We start from the raw sequence: 22704 nt of genomic DNA, 5'->3' as shown, positions 1-22704 counted from the left end.
GTATTATTCGATGATTGGGAGAACCCTGACCCCTCGATCGCGCTCCGCCTCCTCCGTCGCCTGCCAAGCGACCTATCTCACCGACCGCCACGCCTTCGCCCTCTGGTCGGATACGGGCACCTCTCCCGAGAACGCAGGACCCACCGTTCGACTTCCGCTGCCCGAGGGGTTCGGTCCCGCCAAGACCCTCCGCCCCGACGACATCGCCTGCCGCATCGTCGACGTGGCGGATCTTCCCTCCGACGGCGCTCCGTCGCTCGCTGCGTGGCGAGCACTCGTGGACGATCCGGAGGCCGACGTGCACCTTCCCGGGGCGGCCCATGCGGTGCTCAACGCCGCAGGCGACGCCGTCGTCAGTGCCGAGTACGCACGTCGCGTGTTCGCGGCCACGCAGGTCGCTGCCGTGACCTTGCGCGACGTCGTCGACGCCGACCTGCGCGCGTATCAGCTGCGCGGTGTCACCTGGCTCGACGAGGTCTGCGCCGACGGCGGCGGGATCCTCGCCGACGAGATGGGTCTCGGCAAGACGCTGCAGACCATCGCACATCTGGCCCACTCGACGACCGGCCCCGTCCTCGTCGTCTGCCCCACCGGTCTGGTGACCAACTGGCTGCGGGAGATCCGTCGCTGGGCGCCGACACTGCCCGCCGTCGACTACCGCGGCGGCACCGTCCCCGACTCCGAGCACGCGCCAGGGATCATCGTCACCGGGTACCCCACGCTCCGACGCCACGCCGCAGCCTTGAGTGAGAGGCCTTGGGCGACAGTCGTCTTCGACGAGGCTCAGGCGCTGAAGAACAATCGCACACAGGTCTCCCGCGCAGCGCGCGCCCTGACCGCCGACGTCCGGATCGCTCTGACGGGCACGCCGGTCGAGAACGATCTGGACGAACTGTGGGCGCTGTTGAACCTCGTCGCACCGACCGCCTTCGGCAATCGCGCGCTCTTCCGGCGCCGCTACTCCCGGCCCATCCGAGACGGTTCCGCCGACGCCAAACGGCGCATGCACGACGCGATCTCGGGGCATGTGCTGCGGCGGACCAAAGCCGACGTCGCCGCGAGCCTCGGGCCCAAACTGCACACCGACGTCGAGTGCGATCTGACCGCGGAGCAGGCGCGGCTCTACGATGCGATCCTCGCCGACGTCGAGGCCGAGGGATTCGGCGTGGGGATGGCACGACGCGGCGCGATCCTCACCGCACTCACCCGACTCAAACAACTGTGCAACCACCCGGCACTCGTCGGCGACGGCCCCGTGCGCGGTGAGATCGGCGGACGGTCGGGCAAGCTCGACGTCGCCACCGACATCGTCGTGACCAATCAGGAGAACAGCGCGCCGACCGTCGTCTTCACTCAGTACCGGCAGACCGGCGATCTGCTGGCCGCGCACCTGGGTGCGGCGACGGGCCGCCCGGTCCCGTTCCTTCACGGTGGGCTGTCCCGTGCCGAGCGTGACCGGATCGTCGACGACTACCAGTCGGGCATCGGATCCGGTGTGCTCGTCGCAAGCCTGAAGGCCGCCGGAACCGGGTTGACGCTCACACGCGCCGCCGACGTCCTCCACTTCGACCGCTGGTGGAATCCGGCCGTCGAAGCACAGGCCACCGACCGCGTCCACCGGATCGGGCAAGACCGAGTGGTCACGGTGACCACACTGACCACCGCCGGGACACTCGAGGAGCACATCGCGCGCATGCACGACCGCAAGGCCGCACTGGATCTCGACAGCGACACCAGCGCCCTGGCCGCCCTCACCGAGCTCTCCGACGAGCGGTTGATCGAAGTTCTGCGCCGTCGACGCGAGGAGGTCGGGTGAGCTCGCTGACGGCTGAGTTCGGATACACCCTCTGGGGCCGTGACTTCCTTCGCCTTGTGGAGCCGACCTCGGTGACCAGACCGGAGCCGCTGCTGCCGCGGGCCCGAAGCCTGGCGCGGAACGCGCTGACCGACGTCCAGATCGACGGGCGGCTGATCCGCGGAACGGTGGTCCGGGGCGGCGACGCGTCGGTCGCCTACGTGGAGTTCTCCGCCATCGATCGGGACACGGCGCAGACCGTCGCCGCGGCGGTGGGGCCGACGCCGGGCGTCGCCGCGCTGACCGACCGGGTCCACGCGCTCGTCGCCCGAACGCCGCCGGAACTCGCTGTCGTCGACTGCTCGTGTCGCGCCCGCACCGCACGATGCGTCCATGTCCTGGCGCTCCTGTACGAGTGCGTCCGCAGCGTCGACGAAGACCCGACACTGGCGCTGCGTCTGCGGGGATTCCGCGACGCCGTCGACGGTGCCGATGTTCCCGACGAGGGGGTCGAACGGTGGACCCCGCTGAGCGCGCTCGATCCGCAGACGTTCTTCGAGCGGTAGCGCTCACCACCCGCTGCCGGCCGCGGCCCGTCTGACACACTGGATTACGTGATCAGAGTGGGACTCACCGGAGGAATCGGCGCCGGCAAATCGACGGTGGCCAAGACGTTCATCGAGCGCGGCGCCTACCACGTCGACGCGGATCGGATCGCACGCGAGGTCGTGGAACCGGGGACCCCCGGGCTCGCGCAACTCGCGGAGGCGTTCGGTCCCGAGATCATCGGTGCCGACGGGGCACTGGATCGCCCGGCGCTCGCGGCACGCGCGTTCGTCGACGACGACAGTCGCACGATGCTGAACTCCATCACGCATCCGTTGATCGGCGCCCGCACCAAAGAGCTGACCGATGCCGCGCCGGCCGACGCGATCATCCTCCACGACGTCCCCCTGCTGGTGGAGGGCAACATGGCGCCGTTCTACCACCTGGTCGCGGTGGTCCACACCGATGCTGACGTCCGCCTCGACCGGCTGGTGAACCTGCGCGGCATGGACGCCGACGACGCTCGTTCTCGGATCGCTGCGCAGGCCACCGACGAACAGCGTCGCGCCGTCGCCGACCTCTGGCTCGACAACTCCGGCACCCCGGACCAGCTGGCGGCGCAGGCCGTCGCTGCGTGGGACGACCGGCTGATTCCCCTGCGTGACAACATCGCCGCCGGAACACCTGCACCACTCCCCACCGGGGTCCGCGAGTACGACCCGGAGTGGGCGGTGGTCGGGAGTCGCGTCGTCGGACGGATCTGGGCTCTGCTCGGAGCGAACGCCTCCGCCGTCACCCACGTGGGTCCGACCGCCGTCGTCGGCGAGTCCGCGGAACCGGTCATCGACATCGAGGCGACGGTCGCCGATCTCGCCGTCGCCGACTCGGTGGCCGACGCACTCACGGCGGGCGGCTTCCCGCGCGCGCTGCCCTCAGACGGCGAGCGGCTCCACATCAGTGCCGACGTCGGCCGCCCGGTTCGCGTGCATCTGCGCCCGACCGCTCGCTAGTGTCCTGCGTCGGAAATTGCTTTCGTGTTGCGGTGGATCCGGTGGGCGGCTGGCAAGGCGGAGGAGGGAGGCATAGCGGTAGCTATGTCGACCGACGACAACGCAGCCAGGCGTTCACCGGGCCGCCGCAACCGCAAGCGAATTTCCGACGCAGGACACTAGCTCGGTATCCGCGTAGTACGACGAGATCCGCGTAGTCCTGCGCTGAACTACGCGGATCTCGCTCAGTTCCGCGGATGCAGGCCGCCGGCCACTACGCGACCTCTTCGCCATCGCGTTCGGCGACGAGGGTGAGCGCGATGTCGACGATCATGTCCTCCTGACCACCGACGAGACGTCGCTCGCCACAGACCGTGAGGATGTCGCGGACGTCGAGGTCGTAGCGCTTGGCAGCGGCCTCGGCGTGACGCAGGAACGACGAGTAGACGCCGGCGTAGCCGAGGGTCAGGGTCTCGCGGTCCACCCGCACCGGACGGTCCTGCAGCGGCCGGACGATGTCGTCCGCGGCGTCCTCCAGCTTGTTGAGATCGCAGCGATGCTCGAAGCCCGACAGGTTCGCGACCGCGACGAAGGGCTCGATCGGGCAGTTGCCCGCGCCGGCGCCGTGGCCGGCGAGCGAGGCGTCGACACGGTACACGCCGTTCTCCACGGCGACCACCGAGTTGGCGACCGACAGCGACAGGTTCTCGTGGGCGTGGATGCCGATCTCGGTCTCGTCCTTCAATGCACCGCGGTATGCCTTCACGCGAGCGACGACATCGTTCATCGTCAGGCGTCCGCCCGAGTCGGTGATGTAGACGCAGTTGGCGCCGTACGACTCCATCAGCACGGCCTGTTCGGCCAGCTTCTCCGGTGTCGACATGTGCGAGAGCATCAGGAAACCGGAGACGTCCATGCCGATCTCGCGTGCGGCGGCGATGTGCTGTGCGGAGACGTCGGCCTCCGTGCAGTGGGTGGCGATGCGCACCGAGCGGACGCCCAGATCCCACGCGCGCTTGAGTTCCTCGACGGTGCCGACGCCGGGCAGCAGCAGGGTGGTCAGACGAGCGTTCTTGAGGACGCTCGCCGCGGCCTCGATCCACTCCCAGTCGGTGTTGGACCCCGGACCGTAGTTGACCGAGCCGCCGGCCAGCCCGTCGCCGTGCGCCACCTCGATGGCGTCGACGCCCGCCTCGTCAAGCGCCGAGACGATCCGCTTCACGTCGTCCGTGCTGATCCGGTGCCGGACGGCGTGCATGCCGTCACGCAGGGTGACGTCCTGAACGAAGATCGGGGTGGTCATGCGCCTGCTCCTTGCTCTGCAGTCTCCTGCGCTGTGATGGCTGCGATCCGCTCGGCGTACTGCAGGCCGGCGGAGGTCATGATGTCGAGGTTTCCCGCATACGCGGGCAGGTAGTGGGCGGCGCCCTCCACCTCGAGGAAGACCGACACCTGGTGCGTCGGCGCCGACTCCGGCTCCTCCTTCATCAGGGTGTCGACGGTGGCGTCCTCGGCGATCGGGTTGATCTGTACCTTCTGCTTGAGGCGGTAGCCCGGCACGTAGGCGGAGACGTCGGCGACCATCTTCTCGACGGAGTTGCGGATCTGCTCCTGGGTGTCGAGGTCCGGCGCGTCCACCAGTGCGAACACGGTGTCGCGCATGATGAGCGGCGGCTCGGCCGGGTTCAGGATGATGATGGCCTTGCCGTTCCGAGCGCCGCCGACCTGCTCGATGGCGGCCGAGGTGGTCTCGGTGAACTCGTCGATGTTCGCGCGGGTGCCCGGACCCGCCGACTTGGAGGCGATCGAGGCGACGATCTCGGCGTAGGCGACAGGTGCGACGCGGGAGACTGCGGCGACGATCGGAATGGTGGCCTGGCCACCGCAGGTGACCATGTTGACGTTGTCGGCGTCGAGGTGATCGCCGATGTTGACGGCGGGCACCACGTACGGACCGATGGCGGCGGGCGTCAGATCGATGAGGCGTTTGCCGAGCGGCTGGAGGATCGACGCGTTGTACTCGTGCGCCTTGGCCGACGTCGCGTCGAACACGATCTCGATCTCGTCGAAGTTCGGCAGCTTCACCAGGCCCTCGACGCCCTCGTGGGTGGTCGGGATGCCGAACCGCGCAGCGCGGGCCAGACCGTCCGACTCGGGGTCGATGCCGACCATCGCGCCCATCTCGAGGTGCTTGGAGGTCCGCATCACCTTGATCATCAAGTCGGTGCCGATGTTGCCGGAACCGATGATGGCTACTTTCGTCTTACTCATGGGTGTTCCCTTCACTGAAACGAGCGGTCACCGATCCGAGGCCGGAGATGTTGACGACGACTTCATCGCCCGACTCGATCGGACGCATGGGGCCCAGGGCGCCGGACAGGATCACCTGGCCGGCCCGCAGGGGTTCGCCGAAGTCGCGGGCGGCCTTGGCCAGCCAGGCGACGGCGTTGAGCGGGTCGCCCAGACACGCCGCACCGTTGCCGGTCGACACCTCCTCGCCGTTGATCAGCATCGACATGCCGACCTCGACGGGGTTGAACTCGTCGAGCGTCAGGCGATCGTCGCCGAGGACGTACACGCCGGACGACGCGTTGTCGGCGACCGTGTCGGCGAACGCGATGTCCCACCCGGCGATGCGACTGTCGCAGACCTCGAGCGCGGCGACGCCGTAATCGATGGCGTCGCGGATCTGCTCGACGTCGAGCGGTCCGTCCGCCAGGTCCTTCTTGAGCACGAACGCGACCTCGGCTTCGGCCTTGGGCTGCAGCAGATGTTCCGTGGGCACCAGATCACCGTCTCCGAAGCCCATGCCGTCGAACAGGACACCGAAGTCGGGCTGGTCGACGCCCATCTGCTCCTGCACCGCCTGCGAGGTGAGGCCGATCTTGCGCCCGACGACCGTGGCGCCCGCTGCGAGGCGTCCAGCGGTGAGTCGTTCTTGCACGCGGTACGCGGCAGGCAGATCGGTCGGGCCGATCAGGTCGCGCACCGGGGCACACGCCTGGCGGGTCTGCAAAGCGGTGAGGAGACGCTCCGCGGCCTGATCCTCGGCGGCGGGATTCTCAACACCGGTGTTCTCAGTGGTTTCGGTCATGGTGACCATGCTCACCGCTGCGGCCGCGCGAGAGAAGGAAGTCGTCTCACTCAACGAGACGCCGCCGGGTAGCCTCGACATATGCCCAGCACAGGCGACGTACCGAAGGCCAATCGCGACACCGTCATAGGGAAGGTCGTGACGATTCTGCACGCCTTCACCGTCGATGACAACGAGCTGACGTTGGCGGAGCTGGTCCGGCGCACGGGGATGCACAAGGCCACCGTTCACCGACTGGCTCGCGAGCTGGTCGACGTCCGGCTCCTGGACCGGACCGACGCGGGTTATCGGCTCTCTGGAGGACTGTTCGAGCTCGGGATGCTGGCCTCGGTGGAGCGCAGTCTGCTCGAGATCGCGATGCCCTTTCTGCAGGATCTGTCCGCGCGGACGCGGGAGACCGTGCACCTCGGGGTCCTCGACGGGCAGGAGGTGGTCTACGTCGCGAAGATCGGCGGGCACCGGCAGGCGTCGGCGCCGTCGCGCACCGGCGGTCGTATGCCGCTGCACTGCACGGGCATCGGCAAGGCGCTCCTGGCCCACACCGATCGCGCACGCCAACTGGCCGTCCTGTCCGGTCCGCTCGCGCGGCGCACGCCGCGGACGATCGTGGCGCCCGGAATCCTGGCACGCCAGCTCGACACGATCCGCGAGAACGGCGTCGCGTTCGAGTACGAGGAGTCCGCACCGGGCATCGCCTGCGTCGCGGCGCCCATCCTGGATGTCGGCGACAACTCGGTCGTCGCGGCGATCAGTGTCACCGGCCCCATCACCCGGTATCGGCCCGAGCAGTACGCCGACGCAGTGCGCGCCGCCGCGACCGGCATCGCATCGACGCTCGACCGTCGGCGCGCGTTGCGCTGACCTTCCGCCCGGTGGCCGAGATCCGAACCGCCCTCCCACTGTGTGGGTGGCGGAACGCATTGAGCGACAGTCTGTGTCACGATCCGTGACACGACGAATCAGTTCATCAACAGATGGGGGATTTCCCGTGAGAGTCGGGATCGACGTCTTCGGCGCCGAACGCTTCTTCGACGGCGCGATCCGCGGGGCGCTGGACCTCGCGGTCCTGGCCGACCGTGCAGGCGTCGACCTGCTGACCACTTCCGATCACCTCGGATTCACCCGGCAGGCCCACGCCGAACGGGTCCGCACCCATGCGTTTCCGTTCCCGTTGGAACAAGCGTGGCCTGAACCGTTGAGTCTGCTCTCAGCGGTGGCCGCAGTGACCGAGCGCATCCATCTGGGTGCGTACGTGCTGGTCGCACCCTTGCGGCCGGCCGTCCTGCTCGCCAAACAGATCGCCACGCTCGACGCCGTCTCGGGCGGCCGCGCTCGAATCGGCATGGGCGTCGGTTGGCAGGAAGACGAGTACGCCGCTGCCGGCATCCCGTTCCGCGGTCGCTTCGGTCGCTTGGAGGAGACGCTGGCAGCATGCCGCGAACTGTGGGAGGCCGAGTCCCCGTCCTTCGACGGATCCGACTTCGCATTCGATGACTTTCACAGTCTCCCCCGCCCGGTTCAGAAGCGGGTGCCGGTGATCCTCGGATTGGGATCCTCGCAACGCAACTTCGATCGGATCGCCCGTGTCGGTGACGGCTGGGCCGTCACTCCGGCCGACATGCCCGACCTCGAGGCAGGCGTCGCACGTCTGCGTCAGACGTTCGTCGACCACGGGCGCGACCCCGGTGCCGCAGAAGTGCAAGTGCTTCTGCCGGTCCAGGTGCGCGACGACGGTGCGGCAGACTTCGACGCGATGGCCGACGCCGCACGGTCCGCCGTCGCAGCCGGGGCCGACACCGTGCTGTTGCGACCGTCCGCACTGCCCGTCGAGGGAGCCGAGCTCGATGCGGTCGTCGCCTGGCTGGTCAGCCTGACCGATGGCTGATCTCAGAGATCAGGCTGCGGTTGTTAGGCTTTCGACTATGGCCGACTCCGCGATACCGCCCGCTGACGACGCGCCCGCCGTCGACACGGACCCGAGCTACCCGCCCCTCCCTGCCACGAGCTGGGCCGTGCTCGGCATGCTGACGCTCGGCGAGCGGCTGACCGGATACGACCTCAAGAAATGGGCGGACTGGAGTATCGGCTATTTCTATTGGAGCCCGTCGATCAGTCAGATCTATGCGGAATTGAAGAAGCTTGAAAAGGCGGGCTTCGTCACCTCCGAGGTCGTCTCCGAACCCGGAGAACGGGGTCGGCGTGTCTATGAGATCACCGAGAGCGGGACGCATGCGGTGCGGAGCTGGTCTCGTGACGCGCCCGTCGATCAACCGGTGCTCAAGCACAGTCTGATGCTGCGCATGTGGATGGGGCATCTCAACGACACCGACCATCTCAAGGAACTGGTCCGGTCGCACATCGCCAACCTCGAGGAGCGACGCGACGAGAGCCGCATGCACATGGAGAACGCGGACCGGGAGCCTGCGTGGGCGTACTCGGTGATGAGTCTGGCGTGGTCGATGAAGTACTTCCAGGCCGAGATCGACCTCGCCCGCGACCTACTCGACCTCATCGACGAGGCTGCCGCCAGCTTCTCGAAGGTCAGCGAACTGGACCCGCTGGGAAATCCTGTTCCCAACGAGTCCGGTTCGTGGCGGCGCGTCGAAGACTACGTCGAGCACCTGAAGCACGACAGCTGACGACGCGAGCGGGTCAGCTCCGAACACCCGTCGGCGCGTCGGCGGGCAGCGACGAAGCCCTCGAGTCTGTCGGCTCGATGCGCCGAAACAGCGCCATCGCGGAGCCGAGGCTGAGCAGACAGACCATCACGAGGTAGACGGTGACGCCCGCGACGCCACCTGACTCGCCCACGATGGCCGAGGAGATGATCGGCGCCAATCCGCCGCCGAGAATTGCGCCGACCTGCAGAATCAGCGATGTTCCCGAGTACCGCACCGCTGCCGGGAATGTGTCGGCGATGATCGCTCCCTGGACGCTGTGCGTGATGGGGACGATCACGCCCATCCCGAGGAAGGCGATCAGCGCGGCCACGACGCTGCCGGTGCCGAGCAGCGGAAGGAACACCAGGCACCAGACGAGCAGGGCGATCGATCCGCCGACGAACATGACGCGCCGACCGCTGCGGTCGGCGACACCCGTCCAGAACGGGATCGTCGTGAACCAGATGACCGCGGCCACCGAGACGCAGACGATCAGGAACGAACGATCGTAATCGAGTTGCTTGGTGCCGTAAGACAGTGTGAAGACCATGAACACGTAGGCGACCGCGGAGTTCGCGATCATGAGACCGAGGGTCAGCGCCATGCGTCCGACGCCGACGCGCATCGCCTCACGCAGCGGGAAGGTCTGGACTCCGTGCTGGCTCACCACGCGGCTGAACGACGGTGACTCCTCGACATGCAGTCGGATCGCCAGACCGACCGCGACCAGCACTGCGCTCAGCAGGAACGGAATGCGCCAGCCCCAGGCGTCGAAGGCACCGGGCGGCATGAAGGCATTGGTGGTGAGGAAGACCACGTTGGCGAGGACCAAACCGGCCGGCGTGCCCATCTGCGGGAATCCGGCGTACAGATTGCGCTTGTTCGCCGGGGCGTGCTCCATCGACATCAGCGTCGCGCCCGCGCCTTCGCCGCCCAGTCCGATGCCCTGGACGACGCGCAGCAGGACCAGGAGGACCGGTGCCCACACGCCGATACTGGCGTAGTTCGGCACCACGCCGATCAAGGTGGAGGCGATGCCCATCATCAGCAATGACACGATCAAGGTGTTCCGACGGCCGATGCGGTCACCGTAGTGGCCGAAGACGAGGCCACCGAGCGGTCGGGCGACGAATCCGACGGCGAACGTGCTGAACGCGGCCAGGGTCCCGGCGGCGGGGCTCAACGATGGGAAGAACTGCTTGTTGAAGATCAGTGCGGCGGCGGTGCCGTAGAGGAAGAAGTCGTACCACTCGAGGGTGGTGCCGATCAGCATCGCCGAGGCGACGCGGCGACTCGCCCGTGCCTCGCCCGTTGCCACGGCAGCGGATTTCGTGTTCATCAGTGAGCCTTCGGTTGACGTGATCGGCGCCCAGGGGCCACCGTTGATTTCGGGCACGTCGGCCCGCCCGACCGCGCCGAAGCGGCACGGTCAGGAGAATGCGTGATCGAGGGTCCGGACCGCCGTCGGGCCGAAACGCAGTCGTCGCTGCTCAGATCCCCAGGAACCGCTCGGCGTTGCCGTGCGTGATCAAGGCGCGAGTCTGCTCGTCGAGGAAGTCGCTCTTGCGGACCACCTCGCCCACGGGCCGTTCGCCGAGCGGATACGGATAGTCGCTGCCGACGAGGACCCGCTCCCGGCCGATCGTGTCGACCAGCAGCCGCAGGGCGCGCTCGTCGAAGACGACGGAGTCCACGTAGAAGCGGCCCAGGTAGTGCGACGGCGGGTACTCGGAGGTGCCGATGATGTCGTGGCGACGGTGCCAGGCGTTCTCCATGCGACCGAGCCAGAACGCGAACGATCCGCCGCCGTGGGCGAAGGCGATCTTGAGCCGCTCATCGACGCGGTCGAACGTGCCGCCGAGGATCATCGCGAGGATCGACAGGTGGGATTCGGCCGGCATTCCGACGAGCCACCGCGCCATCCACCGATCGAGTCGCTCGGAGCCCGCCATGTCCCACGGGTGGACGAACACCGGGACGTCGTTCTCCGCGCAGTGCTGCAGGAACGTGATGACGCCTTCGTCGTCCAGATCCCGGTCGCCGACGTGATTGCCGATCTCGACGCCGCGGTGACCGTTCGCGAGGCATCGATCGAGTTCAGCGCATGCGAGGTCGGTGTCCTGCAGCGGCACCTGGCAGAACGGAATCATCCGGTCGCCCGCAGACTCGACGATCTCGAGCGCGAGGTCGTTGAAGACCGCCGCGATCTTCGCGGCCTGGTCGCCGCGGCGGGCGTAGTTGAAGAAGACCGGTGTCGGCGACACCACCTGGGCGGCGACGCCGTCGGCGTCCATGTCGGCCAGTCGCACCTCGGGGTCCCACGCGTCGGACTGGATGCGGCGGAACTCGGAGCTGCCGGTCATCATGACGGCCTCGCGCTCGGACTCCACGCGCAACCACGGCGCGTCGGTCCCGGCGACGTCGGACAGGTCGGGCCAACCCTTCGGGACGTAGTGCGTGTGCACGTCGATGATGTCGCCCATGTCAGCCCTTTCCCGGGTGCAGGGCGCCGCACTGCTTGCACGTCCGCGCGTCGAGGTCCTCGTGGAAGTTCCGGAACACCGGAGGCATGTCCTCGACCAGATCGCGCACCTGCAGTTCCACCTCGTGGACCTTGGCATCGCACTCGAGGCAGTACCACTGGAACTTCTCCAAGGTGCCTTCACGACGAACCCGTTCGATCACCAGACCGACCGAATCCGGGTCGGGCCGCTGCGGCGAATGCGGAATGTTCGCGGGCATCAGCCACGTCTCGCCTTCGCGGATGTCGATGCGGCGCGGCCCGTCGTCGGTCATCACATTGACGTGGATGTCGCCGGTGAGCTGGTAGAACCACTCCTCGTAAGGTTCGTAGTGGAAGTCGTAGCGCTCGTTGGGGCCGCCGACGATCTGCACGATGAAGTCGTCGCCGAGCGCCAGCATCTGGTTGTTCACCGGTGGTTTCAACAGGTGGCGGTTGGCATCGATCCAGCCTTGGAAGTCGATGACCGGGGGAAGGGTCGTCATGGTTCTCTCCTTGGAGTGTGGAAGTTTCGCTCGACGGCTCAATCGCGGCGACGATGCGCGATCGCCTGGATCTCGATGAGCAGATGTGGGTGCGGCAGTTGGTGGACGGCGACGGTGGTCCGTGTCGGCCCGTCTTCGTCGAAGTACTCGCCGTACACCTGGTTGTAGCGTCCGAAGTCGTTCATCGACACCAGGTACGACGTCACCTGGCAGACGTCAGACAGATCGGCGCCGACCTCGGCGAGGATGTCGCGGATGTTCTCGATGACGGCGCGGGTCTGGGCCTCGATGTCCAGGTTCGTGGTGCCCAGCTCGTCGACCTCGACGCCGACGAACGTGTTGTCGGGGCGGCGCGAGCTGGTTCCGGAGACGAAGATCAGGTCGCCGACGACCTTGACGTGCGGGAATCGTCCACGCGGCTTCGCCTTGCCCGCGACGACCGCCGCGCTCGCAGTGTGCGTTTGGTGTGCAGTCATGCCTTCTCCTGTGCTCGCGCGTCGCGCGCCGGTCGTTTCTCCGTCGGGGTACGTGGTCCCGGCGAAGGTGACGGTCCCCAGGCCGTCGACGTCGCAGACGATCTGGTTCTCGGTCAGCGGCAGCGCGGCGGTCGCCGCGCCCGCGAGGATCACGTACCCGGCCCGGAGCGGGATCCGGGTGCGTCGGCACATGTCCAGCAACGCGTGCAGGGCCTCGATCGGGTTGCCGAGAATCGCGGCGGTCGTGCCGGTCACGTCGTCGTCGCCGACGCGGAGGGTCACCGCTTGATCGGCGGCTTCGCGCATCGGGATCCACTCCCCGATCGCATAGCCGGACGCCGAGGTGTTGTCGGCGACGACGTCGGCGTAGGTGAACTTGAAGTCCAGGTAGCGGGAGTCGATGATCTCGATCGCGGGTGCGATCGACGAGATCGCCGCGACGATGTCCTCGTCGGGATCGTCGAGATCGACGTCCCGGCCGAGCAGGTACGCCACCTCGGGCTCCACCTTCGGATGAATGAAGCGCGAGAGATCCACGGTGCCGCCGTTCGCGACGGTCATCGCATCGGTGAGGCGGCCGACGATCACGTCGGAGACGCCCATCTGCGCCATCTTCGCCCGACTGGTGAAACCGAGCTTCACACCGACGACGGTCTCGCCGCGCGCGAGCCGCCGCTCGATCAGCGCGTCCTGCACCCGGTAGGCGAGCTCGACGTCGAATCCGACGGTGCCGCCCTCGTTCTCGATGCTGGGTGTCTCGACGCGGCGGAGCTGTGCGTCGTCGAGTCGTGCGGCCAGCGCGGCGACGTCCGGGTCGGTGGTCGGGGTCATGATCGGACCTTTCGGTTCAGTGACGGTCGAGGTCACAGTTGGATGCAGACATTGGTCGGCTCGGTGTAGAAGTGCAGTGACGACTCGCCGCCCTCGCGTCCGATGCCAGACAAGCCGACACCGCCGAACGGCGCCCGCAAATCGCGCAGATACCAGGTGTTGACCCACGAGAGGCCCACGTTCATCTGTGCTGCGACCCGGTGACCGCGACGCAAGTCGCTGGTCCACACGACGGATGCGAGACCGTACTCGGTGTCGTTGGCGAGGGCGATCGCCTCGTCTTCGGTGTCGAACGGGACCAGGCCCGCGACCGGACCGAAGATCTCCTCGCGCATCACCCGATGCGAGTTGTCCAGACCCGTCCACAGCGTCGGCTCGATCCACGACCCGCCGTCGAGTTCGTCGGACATCTCGGGGACGCCTCCCCCACAGACCACGGTCGCGCCTTCGGCGACGGCGAGGTCCAAGTAGCCGAGCACCTTATCTCGATGCTTCTGAGAGATGAGCGGGCCCGTCGTCGTCGCGCCGTCCATCGGCACGCCGAGCCGCAGCGATGCCGCCTTCGCGGCGAGACCCGCGACGACGGCGTCGAAGATCGAGCGCTGAACGTACACGCGTTCGGTACAGAGACAGACCTGACCGGTGTTGGTGAAGATCGAGCGGCTGAGCCCGTCGACCGCCTCGTCGACGTCCACGTCGTCGAACACGATCGCGGCGTTCTTGCCGCCGAGCTCCAACGACACCGGTCGGACCCGTGGCGCGACCGTCTTCATGACGTGAGTCCCGGTCGCCGACGACCCGGTGAAGGTCACACCGTCGATCTGGGGATGCTCAGTGAGATAGGCGCCCGCCGAGTCCGCGCCGAATCCGTGGACCACGTTGTACACCCCGCGCGGCAGCCCGGCCTCGGCCAGCACCTCGGCGAGCAACGACGCGGTGCCCGGGGTGTCCTCACTCGGCTTGACGACCACCGCATTGCCGCAGGCCAGCGCCGGCGCGACCTTCCAGGTGAGCAACAACAGCGGCAGGTTCCACGGCACGATGATCGCCACCACGCCGAGGGGCTTGCGGACCGCGTAGTTGAGCGCGCGGCGACCGTCCGCGAGTTCGGTCACGTACGACTCCTGCCCCGTCGCCGAGACCATGTCCGCATAGGCGCGGAAGTTCATGGGGGCACGTGCCACATCGAGGGAGCGGGCCTGTGTCACCGGCTTGCCGGTGTCCGCGAGCTCGGCGGCGACGAAGTCGTCGAAGCGCTCTTCGATGAGGTCAGCGGCGCGCCGCAGGATCGCGGCACGGTCGCCGACCGAGCGGTTCGCCCAGCCGTCCGCGAGCGACCGTCGCGCCGCGCGGACGGCTCGGTCGACGATCTGCTCATCGGCCTCGTGCACCCGGGCGTATGCGACTCCGGTGGCGGGATCCACCGCATCGAAGGCGTGCGCCGGATCCGGCTCGACGAAGGCGCCGTCGACGAAATTGCGAATCCACTGTGATGGCTGTGCGGTCATGCTTCAACTGTGATCCGTCTTGCAATACCCTGCAAATACCTTCTCGGGCATCACTCATGCTCAAATAGGCATAGTCATTTTCGCACTGCAACCCTGTCGGTGGCACCGCGTCCGTGGCAGAGTCCAATCCCGTCCTGCTCTACGAAAATCCTGCTGTACCAAGTTTCTGGTCTACGAAAGGAGCTCGAGGTGAGACCTGAGATCGCCGAGGCGTACGACACCCGCGCCACCGTGTCCGGCACCACTTTCGATGACGTCATGGCCGAGTATCGGCGGCGTTCGGACACGGCGGTAGCGCATCTGGCCGGCGTCGAAGGCATCGTCTACGACCGTCCCAGCGCCCAACGCCTGGACATCTGGGGCCTCGGCGACGACGCACGCCCGGTGTTCTTCGTGGTGCACGGCGGGTACTGGCGAATGCTGTCGCGCCAGGACACCGCGTTCATGGCCGACGTCCTCGCGGCCAGGGGCGTCGCGACCGTCGCGATCGATTACGGGCTGGCGCCCGCCACTGCCCTGCCCGAGATCGTTCGGCAGGTCCGCAGTGCACTGACCTGGATCTATCGGAACGGTGGAGAACACCGCCTCGATACCGATCGCATCATCGTCGGCGGAAGTTCCGCGGGCGCCCATCTCGCAGCGACGACGATGGTCCCGGGTTGGCAGGAGAGCGCGGGAATCCCCCAGTCCGCGGTGCGGGGCGGCCTGCTGCTGAGCGGCCTGTACGACCTCCGCCCGCTCGTCCACGCTCCCGCGAACGAATGGCTCTACCTCACCAACGAGTCCGCGCGTGCCGTGAGCCCCGCCTTGGGTACCGCGCCGTCAACACCGACGGTGATCGCGTTGGCCGAGCGAGAGGCGTCGGGGTTCGTCCAGCAGAGCACCGACCTGCACCAGCGCTGGTCCGACGCCGCCGACAGCCGTCTGCTCACCGTTCCCGGACGCAATCACTTCGATGTCTTCCTCGACCTGGCCGAGCCCACCAGCGAGCTCTCGCGCGCACTGTTCAGCTTGATCGACAGCACCGCACGGACCGACGACGCCGTGCCGACGCAGACTGTCCCGGTGACGGGAGCGCACTCGTGACCATCCCCGAGCCGGCGCCGGAACCGCACCTGCCCAAACTGCTCGACGGTCGCCTGAAGATACGTCATCTGGTGCTGATCGATGCGTTGTCCCGGCAGGGAAGCGTCATCGGAGCAGCGGCGGAACTCCATGTGACGCAGCCGGTCGCCACCCGCAGCCTCCGCGACATCGAGAACGTCCTCGGGGTGGAGCTCTACACGCGCGGACCGCGCGGGATCGTCCCCACCATCTTCGGCGAGGCATTCACCGAACACGCGCGCGCGGTGCTGGCGCAGCTCAATCAAGCCGGCCGACACGTCGTGGAGCTGACCAACGCCGACCGCGGCACCGTGGTCGTGGGCACGCACCTGGCCGGATCGAATGTGCTCCTGCCGCAGGCGATCGCTCGAATCAAGTCCGACCATCCGCTGCTGACCGTGATCGTTCGCGAGGGTGCACCGTCGACGCTGCTCACTGAGTTGGAAGCCGGGCGAGTGGACATGATCGTCGGCCGACTCACCGCTCCGAGCACCCCAGCCATCACCCGTATCCCCCTGTACGAGGAGTCCGTCGAGGTGTTCGCGGGGGCGGGGCATCCGCTCGCGACCACCCCGCACCTCGAGCTCGCAGATGTCGGCGACCACCAGTGGATCCTCCCCGGTGTCGAGACGTCGCTGCGCGGTGAGTTGGAGAAGATCTTCACCCGCTGCGGCATCCCGCTCCCCGCCCAACGCGTCGAGGCGACGAGCTACCTGACCGTGCGGGAGCTCTTGCGCGAGACTCAGATGCTCGCCGTCCTGCCGAGCCTGATCGGTCGCAGCGACGCGCATCTGACGCCCCTGGCGGTCGACCTGTCGGCGATCAACCACAGCGTGGGCCTGACCGTCGCCGCCGACCGGCCGTTCAGCCCCTCCGCGAGGGCACTGACAGCATCCCTCCGGCGGGTTGCCGACGAGGAGCTGAGGTGAGATCTCATAGACTCGGCCCCGGCACCACCCCGCACACTGCACAATCTCATTCGGGGAACTGACCACAACCCATCGGTCAGAACCCCAGCCGTACAACCCACGAAATCGAGGTCGCTCCGCATGTTCCGCAAGATCCTGGTCGCCAACCGCGGCGAGATCGCCATCCGAGCTCTCCGCGCTGCCGTCGAACTGGATATCGCCACCGTTGCCGTGTACCCGCACGAGGACCGCAACTCTCCGCACCGGTTCAAGGCCGACGAGGCGTACCAGATCGGCGAACCCGGTCACCCGGTGCGGGCATACCTGGACGTCGACGAGATCATCCGCGTCGCGAAGGAGTCCGGCGCTGACGCCGTCTACCCCGGGTACGGCTTCCTCTCGGAGAACCCGGAGCTCGCGCGCGCCTGCGAGAGCAACGGAATCACCTTCGTCGGCCCCGCCGCCGAGGTCCTCCAGCTGACGGGCAACAAGTCCCGAGCCATCGCCGAAGCGAAGGCCGCAGGCCTCCCGGTGCTGGCGTCCACCGAGCCGTCCACCGACCCGCCAGCGCTGGTCGAGGCCGGTCAGGCGATGAAGTTCCCGGTCTTCGTCAAGGCCGTCTCCGGCGGCGGCGGACGCGGCATGCGACGCGTCGACGACCCAGCGTTGCTGCCCGCCGCCCTCGAAGAGGCTTCCCGGGAAGCCGAGTCGGCGTTCGGCGACGGCTCGGTCTACATCGAACAGGCGGTGATCGCTCCGCGCCACATCGAGGTGCAGGTCTTCGGCGACACCGCCGGCGACGTGGTCCACCTCTACGAGCGCGACTGTTCGGTGCAGCGTCGTCACCAGAAGGTCATCGAGCAGGCCCCGGCTCCGGACCTGCCTGACGAGATCCGCGAGCGCATGTGCGCCGATGCGGTCGCGTACGCCAAGCACATCGGCTACTCGTGTGCGGGCACGGTCGAGTACCTGCTCGACGGCGACGGCGATTACGTTTTCATCGAGATGAACCCACGCATTCAGGTGGAGCACACGGTCACCGAGGAGGTCACCGACGTCGACCTGGTGCAGACCCAACTCCTGGTGGCGGCCGGCTCACGACTGACGGATCTCGGCCTGACCCAGGACCGGATCACACTGCACGGCGCGGCCGTCCAGTGCCGGATCACCACCGAGGATCCGGCCAACGAATTCCGACCCGACACCGGACGCATCACCGCGTACCGCTCGCCGGGCGGTGCAGGCATCCGCCTCGACGGCGGCACCACCGTGGGCGCCGAGGTCGGCGCGTACTTCGATTCGATGCTCGTCAAGCTCACCTGCCGCGGCTCCACTCGCGAGATGGCGCTGGCGCGCGCCGGCCGCGCCCTCGTCGAGTTCCGCATTCGCGGCGTCACCACCAACATCCCGTTCCTGCGCGCCGTGCTCGACGAGCCGTCGTTCCGCGCGGGCGCCGTCGACACCGGCTTCATCGGCGAGCATCCCGAGCTGATGCACGGGCACGCGCCCGCCGACCGCGGCACACGCATGCTCAACTACCTCGCCGACGTCACGGTGAATCGTCCGCACGGCAAGGCTCCTGGCGGCGTGGACCCGTCTCAGAAGCTGCCGTTCATGGATCCCGAGCGCGGCATCACGGACGGCTCTCGTCAGCGACTGCTCCACCTCGGCCCGGAGAAGTTCGCCTCCGACCTGCGTGCTCAGACCGCCCTCGCGGTCACCGACACCACGTTCCGCGACGCCCACCAGTCACTGTTGGCGACGCGTGTGCGCACCAAGGACCTGACTGCGGTCGCCGGCCATGTCGCGACCACCCTCCCCGAACTGTTCTCGATCGAGGCGTGGGGCGGCGCCACCTACGACGTCGCGCTCCGCTTCCTGCACGAGGATCCGTGGGAACGCCTGGCGCGGCTGCGCAGGGCGGTGCCGAACATCTGTCTCCAGATGCTGCTGCGCGGGCGGAACACGGTCGGCTACACGCCGTACCCGACCGAGGTGACCGACGCGTTCGTCGCCGAGGCCGCTGAGACCGGCATCGACATCTTCCGCATCTTCGACGCCCTCAACGACGTCGATCAGATGAAGCCCGCGATCGACGCCGTGCGCGCCACCGGCACCGCCGTCGCCGAGGTCTCGCTGTGTTACACCGGCGACCTCACGAACCCCGCCGAGGACCTCTACACCCTCGACTACTACCTGCAGCTGGCGGAGAAGATCGTCGACGCCGGTGCGCACATCCTCGCTATCAAGGACATGGCGGGCCTGATGCGTGCACCGGCCGCCGCCACGCTCGTCTCCGCGCTGCGGTCCCGCTTCGATCTGCCTGTCCACGTCCACACGCACGACACCGCGGGCGGCCAGCTCGCGACGTACCTCGCCGCATGGGGTGCGGGCGCGGACGCCGTCGACGTGGCGGCCGGTCCGATGTCGGGCGGCACCAGCCAACCCTCCATGGCCGCGGTGGTCGCCGCGACCGCCAATACCGACCGGGACACCGGCATCGATCTGGACGCCGTCTGCGACCTGGAGCCGTACTGGGAGTCGATGCGGGCGATGTACCGTCCCTTCGAGGCGGGCATCCCCGCGCCGACCGGCCGCGTGTACACGCACGAGATTCCGGGCGGGCAGCTCTCGAACCTGCGCGCCCAGGCGACAGCGCTCGGATTGGCCGATCGGTTCGAGGACATCGAGAACGCATACGCCGGCGTCGACGCAGCGTTCGGCCGCCTGATCAAGGTGACGCCGTCGTCGAAGGTCGTCGGCGATCTCGCACTCGCACTGGTCGGCGCCGGCATCTCGGCCGAGCAGTTCGCCGCGGATCCGAGTGTGGTGGATCTGCCCGATTCGGTGACCGGCTTCTTCCGCGGCGAGCTCGGCACGCCTGTCGGCGGCTGGCCCGAGCCGCTCCGCACGCGGGCGCTGAACGGCACGCCCGCCGTCGTTCCGCCACTCGCCGAACTCACCGACGACGATCGGACCGAACTGGCCGCGGACTCGGCGACGCGACGAAAGGCACTGTCGCGGTTGCTGTTCCCCGGCCCAGCCAAGTCGTTCACCGAGCACGCGGAGAACTACGGCGACACGTCGGTCCTCGGCACTCGCGAGTTCCTCTACGGTCTGACGTCCGGCACCGAGCACCACGTGCGGCTGGCGCCCGGCGTCACCCTGTTGCTCGGCTTGGAGTCGATCTCCGACGCGGATGAGCGCGGCATGCGCACCGTGATGTTCTGGATCAACGGTCAGTTGCGCCCGGTCCGGGTCCGCGATCGGTCCATCGAAGACGCCCGCCCGCGCGCCGAGAAGGCCGACCCGAACAACGCAGGCCACGTGCCTGCGCCGTTCGCGGGAGTCGTGACCCTCGAGGTCGCCGTCGGCGATACCGTCGAGGCCGGCGCGACGATCGCCCACATCGAGGCGATGAAGATGGAGGCCGCGATCACCACTCAGGTCGGCGGCACCGTCTCCCGCATCGCGATCCCCGAGGTCGCCCAGGTGGAGAACGGCGATCTGCTGATCACGATCGACGTGCAGTAGACGAACTGCGCAGACCCGAACACGCTTGTGCCGTGTCCCGTGACCCGATTCGGGTCTCGGGACACGGCACAAGTCATTCGCGGGTGTCGCCGATCGCCTCGTATGCCCACATCGTCGTGTACGCGAGCGCGAGGAATGCGGCGACCGCCAACGCGACGCCGGTCGACTGCACCTGGGAGAACGGGGAACTGACCCAGTCGAAGGTCCGAGCGACGACGGCGTCGGGCCTCGTCACCAGGTCCCACGAGTTCCATCGCTGGAATCGGCCGATGACGACGCCGATCGCGCAGAGGCCGATCGACGCCGCCATCGTCGTCCAGCCGGCCAGCGCGCCCCACTCGGCCTGGACGCGGCGATGCACCAGACGCATGGAGATGACGCCGAGCATGATGCCGGTCCACGCCGCGAAGCCGTACTGCAGTACATGCCGCCACAGGTCGTAGCCCTCCCGAAGGTGAATGAGGTCCGTCACCAGATACGGCGAGTTGGGCAGGAACGCCAGCCATCCGAAGCCGAGCGGAATCAACCACAGCCGGTTTCCGACGACGACGAACCCGACAGCGAACACCAGCGGGATCCAGGCGAGGAAGAGGTTCCAGATGAGGAACCGACTCGGATACGACAGCGGCGCCGCCGGATCGGTCACCCCCATCACCACCGTGAGAATCGTCGTCGCGGCGAGTGCCGCCACGAGTATCGACTGACGAACGATGATCGGCACCCCCGCCGAAGTCTGACGCATGGCTCGACCGTACCGGCCGTCGTCGGATGAGGACGGCAACCGGCCATCAGCCTGCGACGGCCACCGTCTCCACCGGCTGCACGCCGATGTCGGCCTTCGCGATCTCTCGACCGGATGCGATGTCGACGGCGTGGACGGTGCGCGTCGCCGGAGCGGAGACGTAGGCGATGTCGCCGAGCACGGTGACGGACGGCATCGGCTGCTGCCACTCGACCGGCTCCGACCACGCGTCGATCACCTGGTGCGCAGCGATCTGCTTTCCGGACTCGACGTCGAAAACGTAGAGGGAGCCGTCGGTCCCGAGGATCACGGCCTCGTTGTGCGGTCCCCGCGCGAGCGACCGGAAACTGTAGCTGGTGGGCAGATCGACGATGCGCAGACTGGCGGTGCGCGTGTCAGTGAGTGAGAACCGCCGAGGACGTTCGATCGTCCCCTCGGGCAGATTCTCCTGGGTCTTGTAGTCGCCCAACACGATCGGCGACGTCTCTGAACCCCGCACGTTGCCGATGCGCCCGTACTCGTCCGGGGCAGACACCTTCTGGATGTCGTTGCCGTGGACGATCACGATGCCGTCCTCACACCCGAAGGTCAGCACGCCGTCGGCCGCTGCCGCTTCGCCGTGGACACCGGGGCAGGTGTCGACGGAGGCGATGGGCCGCCGGTCTCGGGTCAGCACTGCCACGCCGGTGCGACGGTCCTCGTCCCCCTGCGTGATCACCAGGCTGCCGTCAGGTCGAGAGACCGCGACGCCGTGGTGCGCATGCGGTGCGCGGTAGTCGTTCGACGGAACGGCCGACTTGGTCAGGTCCGCCGGGTCGACGACCTTGACCTCGCCGGAGCCGTCGAAGAACAGGGTGATCCGGCTCTGGTGCGGAACCACGTGGCCCGGTTCGCTGCCGGCGAAGGTCATGCCGGTGAAGCTCGGGGCTGCGGTCTTGTAGTGGCTGTGGTCACCGTGCCGTTCCGTCCAGGTGCCAGCGTCGAGTACCTGGAATCCACTGTCGGTGGTGACGAAGACGTGGCGGGAGTCGCCCGCGCCGTTCAGTCGCAGGAAGCCGTCGAGTGGAAGATCGGCGACCTGCTCGAGGGTGGCGGCGTCGAGCACGCGCACGCCGCCGTCGTAGCTGATAGCCAGTCGCGGTGTGCGAGAAGCATTCTCAGCGGTCGTGCTGACTGCTGTCGGGTCTTCAGAGTCCGACGCGGTGCTCGCGCAGCCGACGAGGAGGACGCTTGACGTCGTCAGAGCGAACGCCAGGGACATGAATCGTGTTCTCTTCATACGGAACAGTAAACATGGTAATGATAATCATTGCCAACAGTGCATGAGTCGACGTTCGCTCACCCTGACGACGCTCGCTCACTTCCGGAAGTGAGCGAGCGTCGTTCCAGTCAGCGGATGTCGGCGAGGCAAGCGGACGCGACGAACGCCGTCGGCAGCCCTGGCCGCCGAGCACACAGATGAAGAAGCCGAGCGGGACCAACTGCCTCGTTTCCCACGGTCAGCAACCTAT

At 67.7% G+C, this 22704-nt stretch carries 19 protein-coding genes; 9 read left to right on the top strand and 10 right to left on the bottom strand.

Translation table 11 applies throughout. The annotated features are described in order from the left end of the window. Positions 1-10 precede the first annotated feature (10 nt). The 3 genes from GH2_RS03420 to coaE are packed head-to-tail and all read left to right on the top strand — an operon-like array spanning position 11 to position 3351. Positions 11-1816: a DEAD/DEAH box helicase gene (locus tag GH2_RS03420; RefSeq protein WP_084247259.1), complete on the top strand. Its 1806-nt coding sequence runs from the start codon at positions 11-13 to the stop codon at positions 1814-1816. After that, a complete protein-coding gene (locus GH2_RS03415; RefSeq protein WP_066163081.1) occupies positions 1813-2361 on the top strand; it encodes a hypothetical protein in 549 nt (182 codons plus the stop codon). Before GH2_RS03420 ends, GH2_RS03415 begins: the two co-directional genes overlap by 4 nt. Before the next feature lie 48 nt (positions 2362-2409). After that, positions 2410-3351 (top strand): dephospho-CoA kinase, encoded by a 942-nt coding sequence (gene coaE / locus GH2_RS03410; protein WP_204700978.1) that lies wholly within the window; start codon positions 2410-2412, stop codon positions 3349-3351. Between the two features lie 253 nt (positions 3352-3604). On the opposite strand, the gene dmpG is transcribed toward coaE, so the two are convergent. Genes dmpG through GH2_RS03395 form a run of 3 tightly spaced genes read right to left on the bottom strand, consistent with a single transcriptional unit; the run spans position 3605 to position 6424 of the window. Next, positions 3605-4633, bottom strand: coding sequence for a 4-hydroxy-2-oxovalerate aldolase (gene dmpG, locus GH2_RS03405; protein WP_066163078.1), 1029 nt, complete (start codon positions 4631-4633; stop codon positions 3605-3607). Then, positions 4630-5601: an acetaldehyde dehydrogenase (acetylating) gene (locus GH2_RS03400; protein ID WP_066163076.1), complete on the bottom strand. Its 972-nt coding sequence runs from the start codon at positions 5599-5601 to the stop codon at positions 4630-4632. The genes dmpG and GH2_RS03400 overlap by 4 nt, the downstream gene beginning before the upstream one ends. Then, complete coding sequence (locus tag GH2_RS03395; RefSeq protein ID WP_066163331.1) at positions 5594-6424, bottom strand: 2-keto-4-pentenoate hydratase; 831 nt, start codon at positions 6422-6424, stop codon at positions 5594-5596. Before GH2_RS03395 ends, GH2_RS03400 begins: the two co-directional genes overlap by 8 nt. Before the next feature lie 81 nt (positions 6425-6505). On the opposite strand from GH2_RS03395, the gene GH2_RS03390 reads away from it, so the two are divergent. The 3 genes from GH2_RS03390 to GH2_RS03380 all read left to right on the top strand — a co-directional run bounded on the left by GH2_RS03390 (position 6506) and on the right by GH2_RS03380 (position 9063). Next, complete coding sequence (locus GH2_RS03390) at positions 6506-7285, top strand: IclR family transcriptional regulator (protein WP_066163075.1); 780 nt, start codon at positions 6506-6508, stop codon at positions 7283-7285. 127 nt (positions 7286-7412) lie between these two features. Beyond that, complete coding sequence (locus GH2_RS03385; protein ID WP_066163073.1) at positions 7413-8309, top strand: TIGR03619 family F420-dependent LLM class oxidoreductase; 897 nt, start codon at positions 7413-7415, stop codon at positions 8307-8309. 37 nt (positions 8310-8346) lie between these two features. After that, on the top strand, positions 8347-9063 hold the full coding sequence (locus GH2_RS03380) for a PadR family transcriptional regulator (RefSeq protein ID WP_066163072.1): 717 nt from the start codon (positions 8347-8349) through the stop codon (positions 9061-9063). 13 nt (positions 9064-9076) lie between these two features. On the opposite strand, the gene GH2_RS03375 is transcribed toward GH2_RS03380, so the two are convergent. The 5 genes from GH2_RS03375 to GH2_RS03355 all read right to left on the bottom strand — a co-directional run bounded on the left by GH2_RS03375 (position 9077) and on the right by GH2_RS03355 (position 14905). Beyond that, positions 9077-10423, bottom strand: coding sequence for an MFS transporter (locus GH2_RS03375; protein WP_066163071.1), 1347 nt, complete (start codon positions 10421-10423; stop codon positions 9077-9079). 151 nt (positions 10424-10574) lie between these two features. Next, positions 10575-11567 (bottom strand): amidohydrolase family protein, encoded by a 993-nt coding sequence (locus GH2_RS03370; RefSeq protein ID WP_066163070.1) that lies wholly within the window; start codon positions 11565-11567, stop codon positions 10575-10577. 1 nt (position 11568) lies between these two features. Further along, a complete protein-coding gene (locus tag GH2_RS03365) occupies positions 11569-12090 on the bottom strand; it encodes a 3-hydroxyanthranilate 3,4-dioxygenase (protein ID WP_066163068.1) in 522 nt (173 codons plus the stop codon). 38 nt (positions 12091-12128) lie between these two features. Then, positions 12129-12566: a RidA family protein gene (locus GH2_RS21190; protein WP_084247278.1), complete on the bottom strand. Its 438-nt coding sequence runs from the start codon at positions 12564-12566 to the stop codon at positions 12129-12131. Between the two features lie 863 nt (positions 12567-13429). Continuing rightward, positions 13430-14905 carry a 2-hydroxymuconic semialdehyde dehydrogenase gene (locus GH2_RS03355; RefSeq protein WP_066163067.1) on the bottom strand — a complete coding sequence of 492 codons (1476 nt, stop codon included), beginning with the start codon at positions 14903-14905 and terminating at the stop codon, positions 13430-13432. A 189-nt stretch (positions 14906-15094) separates the two neighbouring features. On the opposite strand from GH2_RS03355, the gene GH2_RS03350 reads away from it, so the two are divergent. The 3 genes from GH2_RS03350 (at position 15095) to GH2_RS03340 (ending at position 20451) form a co-directional block, all read left to right on the top strand. Next, entirely contained in the window at positions 15095-15991 is an 897-nt protein-coding gene (locus tag GH2_RS03350) for an alpha/beta hydrolase (RefSeq protein ID WP_066163065.1), read from the top strand. Then, a complete protein-coding gene (locus tag GH2_RS03345) occupies positions 15988-16938 on the top strand; it encodes a LysR substrate-binding domain-containing protein (protein WP_244885294.1) in 951 nt (316 codons plus the stop codon). The genes GH2_RS03350 and GH2_RS03345 overlap by 4 nt, the downstream gene beginning before the upstream one ends. A gap of 120 nt (positions 16939-17058) precedes the next feature. Continuing rightward, positions 17059-20451: a pyruvate carboxylase gene (locus GH2_RS03340; RefSeq protein WP_066163063.1), complete on the top strand. Its 3393-nt coding sequence runs from the start codon at positions 17059-17061 to the stop codon at positions 20449-20451. A gap of 73 nt (positions 20452-20524) precedes the next feature. Here the strand turns inward: GH2_RS03340 and GH2_RS03335 are convergent, their stop codons facing one another. Then, the gene (locus tag GH2_RS03335) at positions 20525-21193 is read right to left on the bottom strand and encodes a DUF1361 domain-containing protein (RefSeq protein WP_066163062.1); all 669 of its coding nucleotides are present in this window, start codon (positions 21191-21193) and stop codon (positions 20525-20527) included. 46 nt (positions 21194-21239) lie between these two features. Continuing rightward, entirely contained in the window at positions 21240-22472 is a 1233-nt protein-coding gene (gene aztD, locus GH2_RS03330) for a zinc metallochaperone AztD (RefSeq protein ID WP_066163060.1), read from the bottom strand. Between the last annotated feature and the right edge of the window lie 232 nt (positions 22473-22704).

This window comes from Gordonia hydrophobica NBRC 16057 (genome assembly GCF_001592365.1).
In the GTDB taxonomy this organism is placed as follows: domain Bacteria; phylum Actinomycetota; class Actinomycetes; order Mycobacteriales; family Mycobacteriaceae; genus Gordonia; species Gordonia hydrophobica.
Note: the sequence above shows the minus strand (reverse complement) of the source record. Positions and strands in the feature narration are given on the sequence as shown.

Coding starts and splice junctions, on each gene's coding strand:
- GH2_RS03420 (WP_084247259.1), top strand. CDS start 11: ATGATTGGGAGAACCCTGACCCCTCGATCGCGCTCCGCCTCCTCCGTC.
- dmpG (WP_066163078.1), bottom strand. CDS start 4,633: ATGACCACCCCGATCTTCGTTCAGGACGTCACCCTGCGTGACGGCATG.
- GH2_RS03400 (WP_066163076.1), bottom strand. CDS start 5,601: ATGAGTAAGACGAAAGTAGCCATCATCGGTTCCGGCAACATCGGCACC.
- GH2_RS03395 (WP_066163331.1), bottom strand. CDS start 6,424: ATGACCGAAACCACTGAGAACACCGGTGTTGAGAATCCCGCCGCCGAG.
- GH2_RS03390 (WP_066163075.1), top strand. CDS start 6,506: ATGCCCAGCACAGGCGACGTACCGAAGGCCAATCGCGACACCGTCATA.
- GH2_RS03380 (WP_066163072.1), top strand. CDS start 8,347: ATGGCCGACTCCGCGATACCGCCCGCTGACGACGCGCCCGCCGTCGAC.
- GH2_RS03375 (WP_066163071.1), bottom strand. CDS start 10,423: ATGAACACGAAATCCGCTGCCGTGGCAACGGGCGAGGCACGGGCGAGT.
- GH2_RS03370 (WP_066163070.1), bottom strand. CDS start 11,567: ATGGGCGACATCATCGACGTGCACACGCACTACGTCCCGAAGGGTTGG.
- GH2_RS03365 (WP_066163068.1), bottom strand. CDS start 12,090: ATGACGACCCTTCCCCCGGTCATCGACTTCCAAGGCTGGATCGATGCC.
- GH2_RS21190 (WP_084247278.1), bottom strand. CDS start 12,566: ATGACTGCACACCAAACGCACACTGCGAGCGCGGCGGTCGTCGCGGGC.
- GH2_RS03355 (WP_066163067.1), bottom strand. CDS start 14,905: ATGACCGCACAGCCATCACAGTGGATTCGCAATTTCGTCGACGGCGCC.
- GH2_RS03340 (WP_066163063.1), top strand. CDS start 17,059: ATGTTCCGCAAGATCCTGGTCGCCAACCGCGGCGAGATCGCCATCCGA.
- GH2_RS03335 (WP_066163062.1), bottom strand. CDS start 21,193: ATGCGTCAGACTTCGGCGGGGGTGCCGATCATCGTTCGTCAGTCGATA.
- aztD (WP_066163060.1), bottom strand. CDS start 22,472: ATGAAGAGAACACGATTCATGTCCCTGGCGTTCGCTCTGACGACGTCA.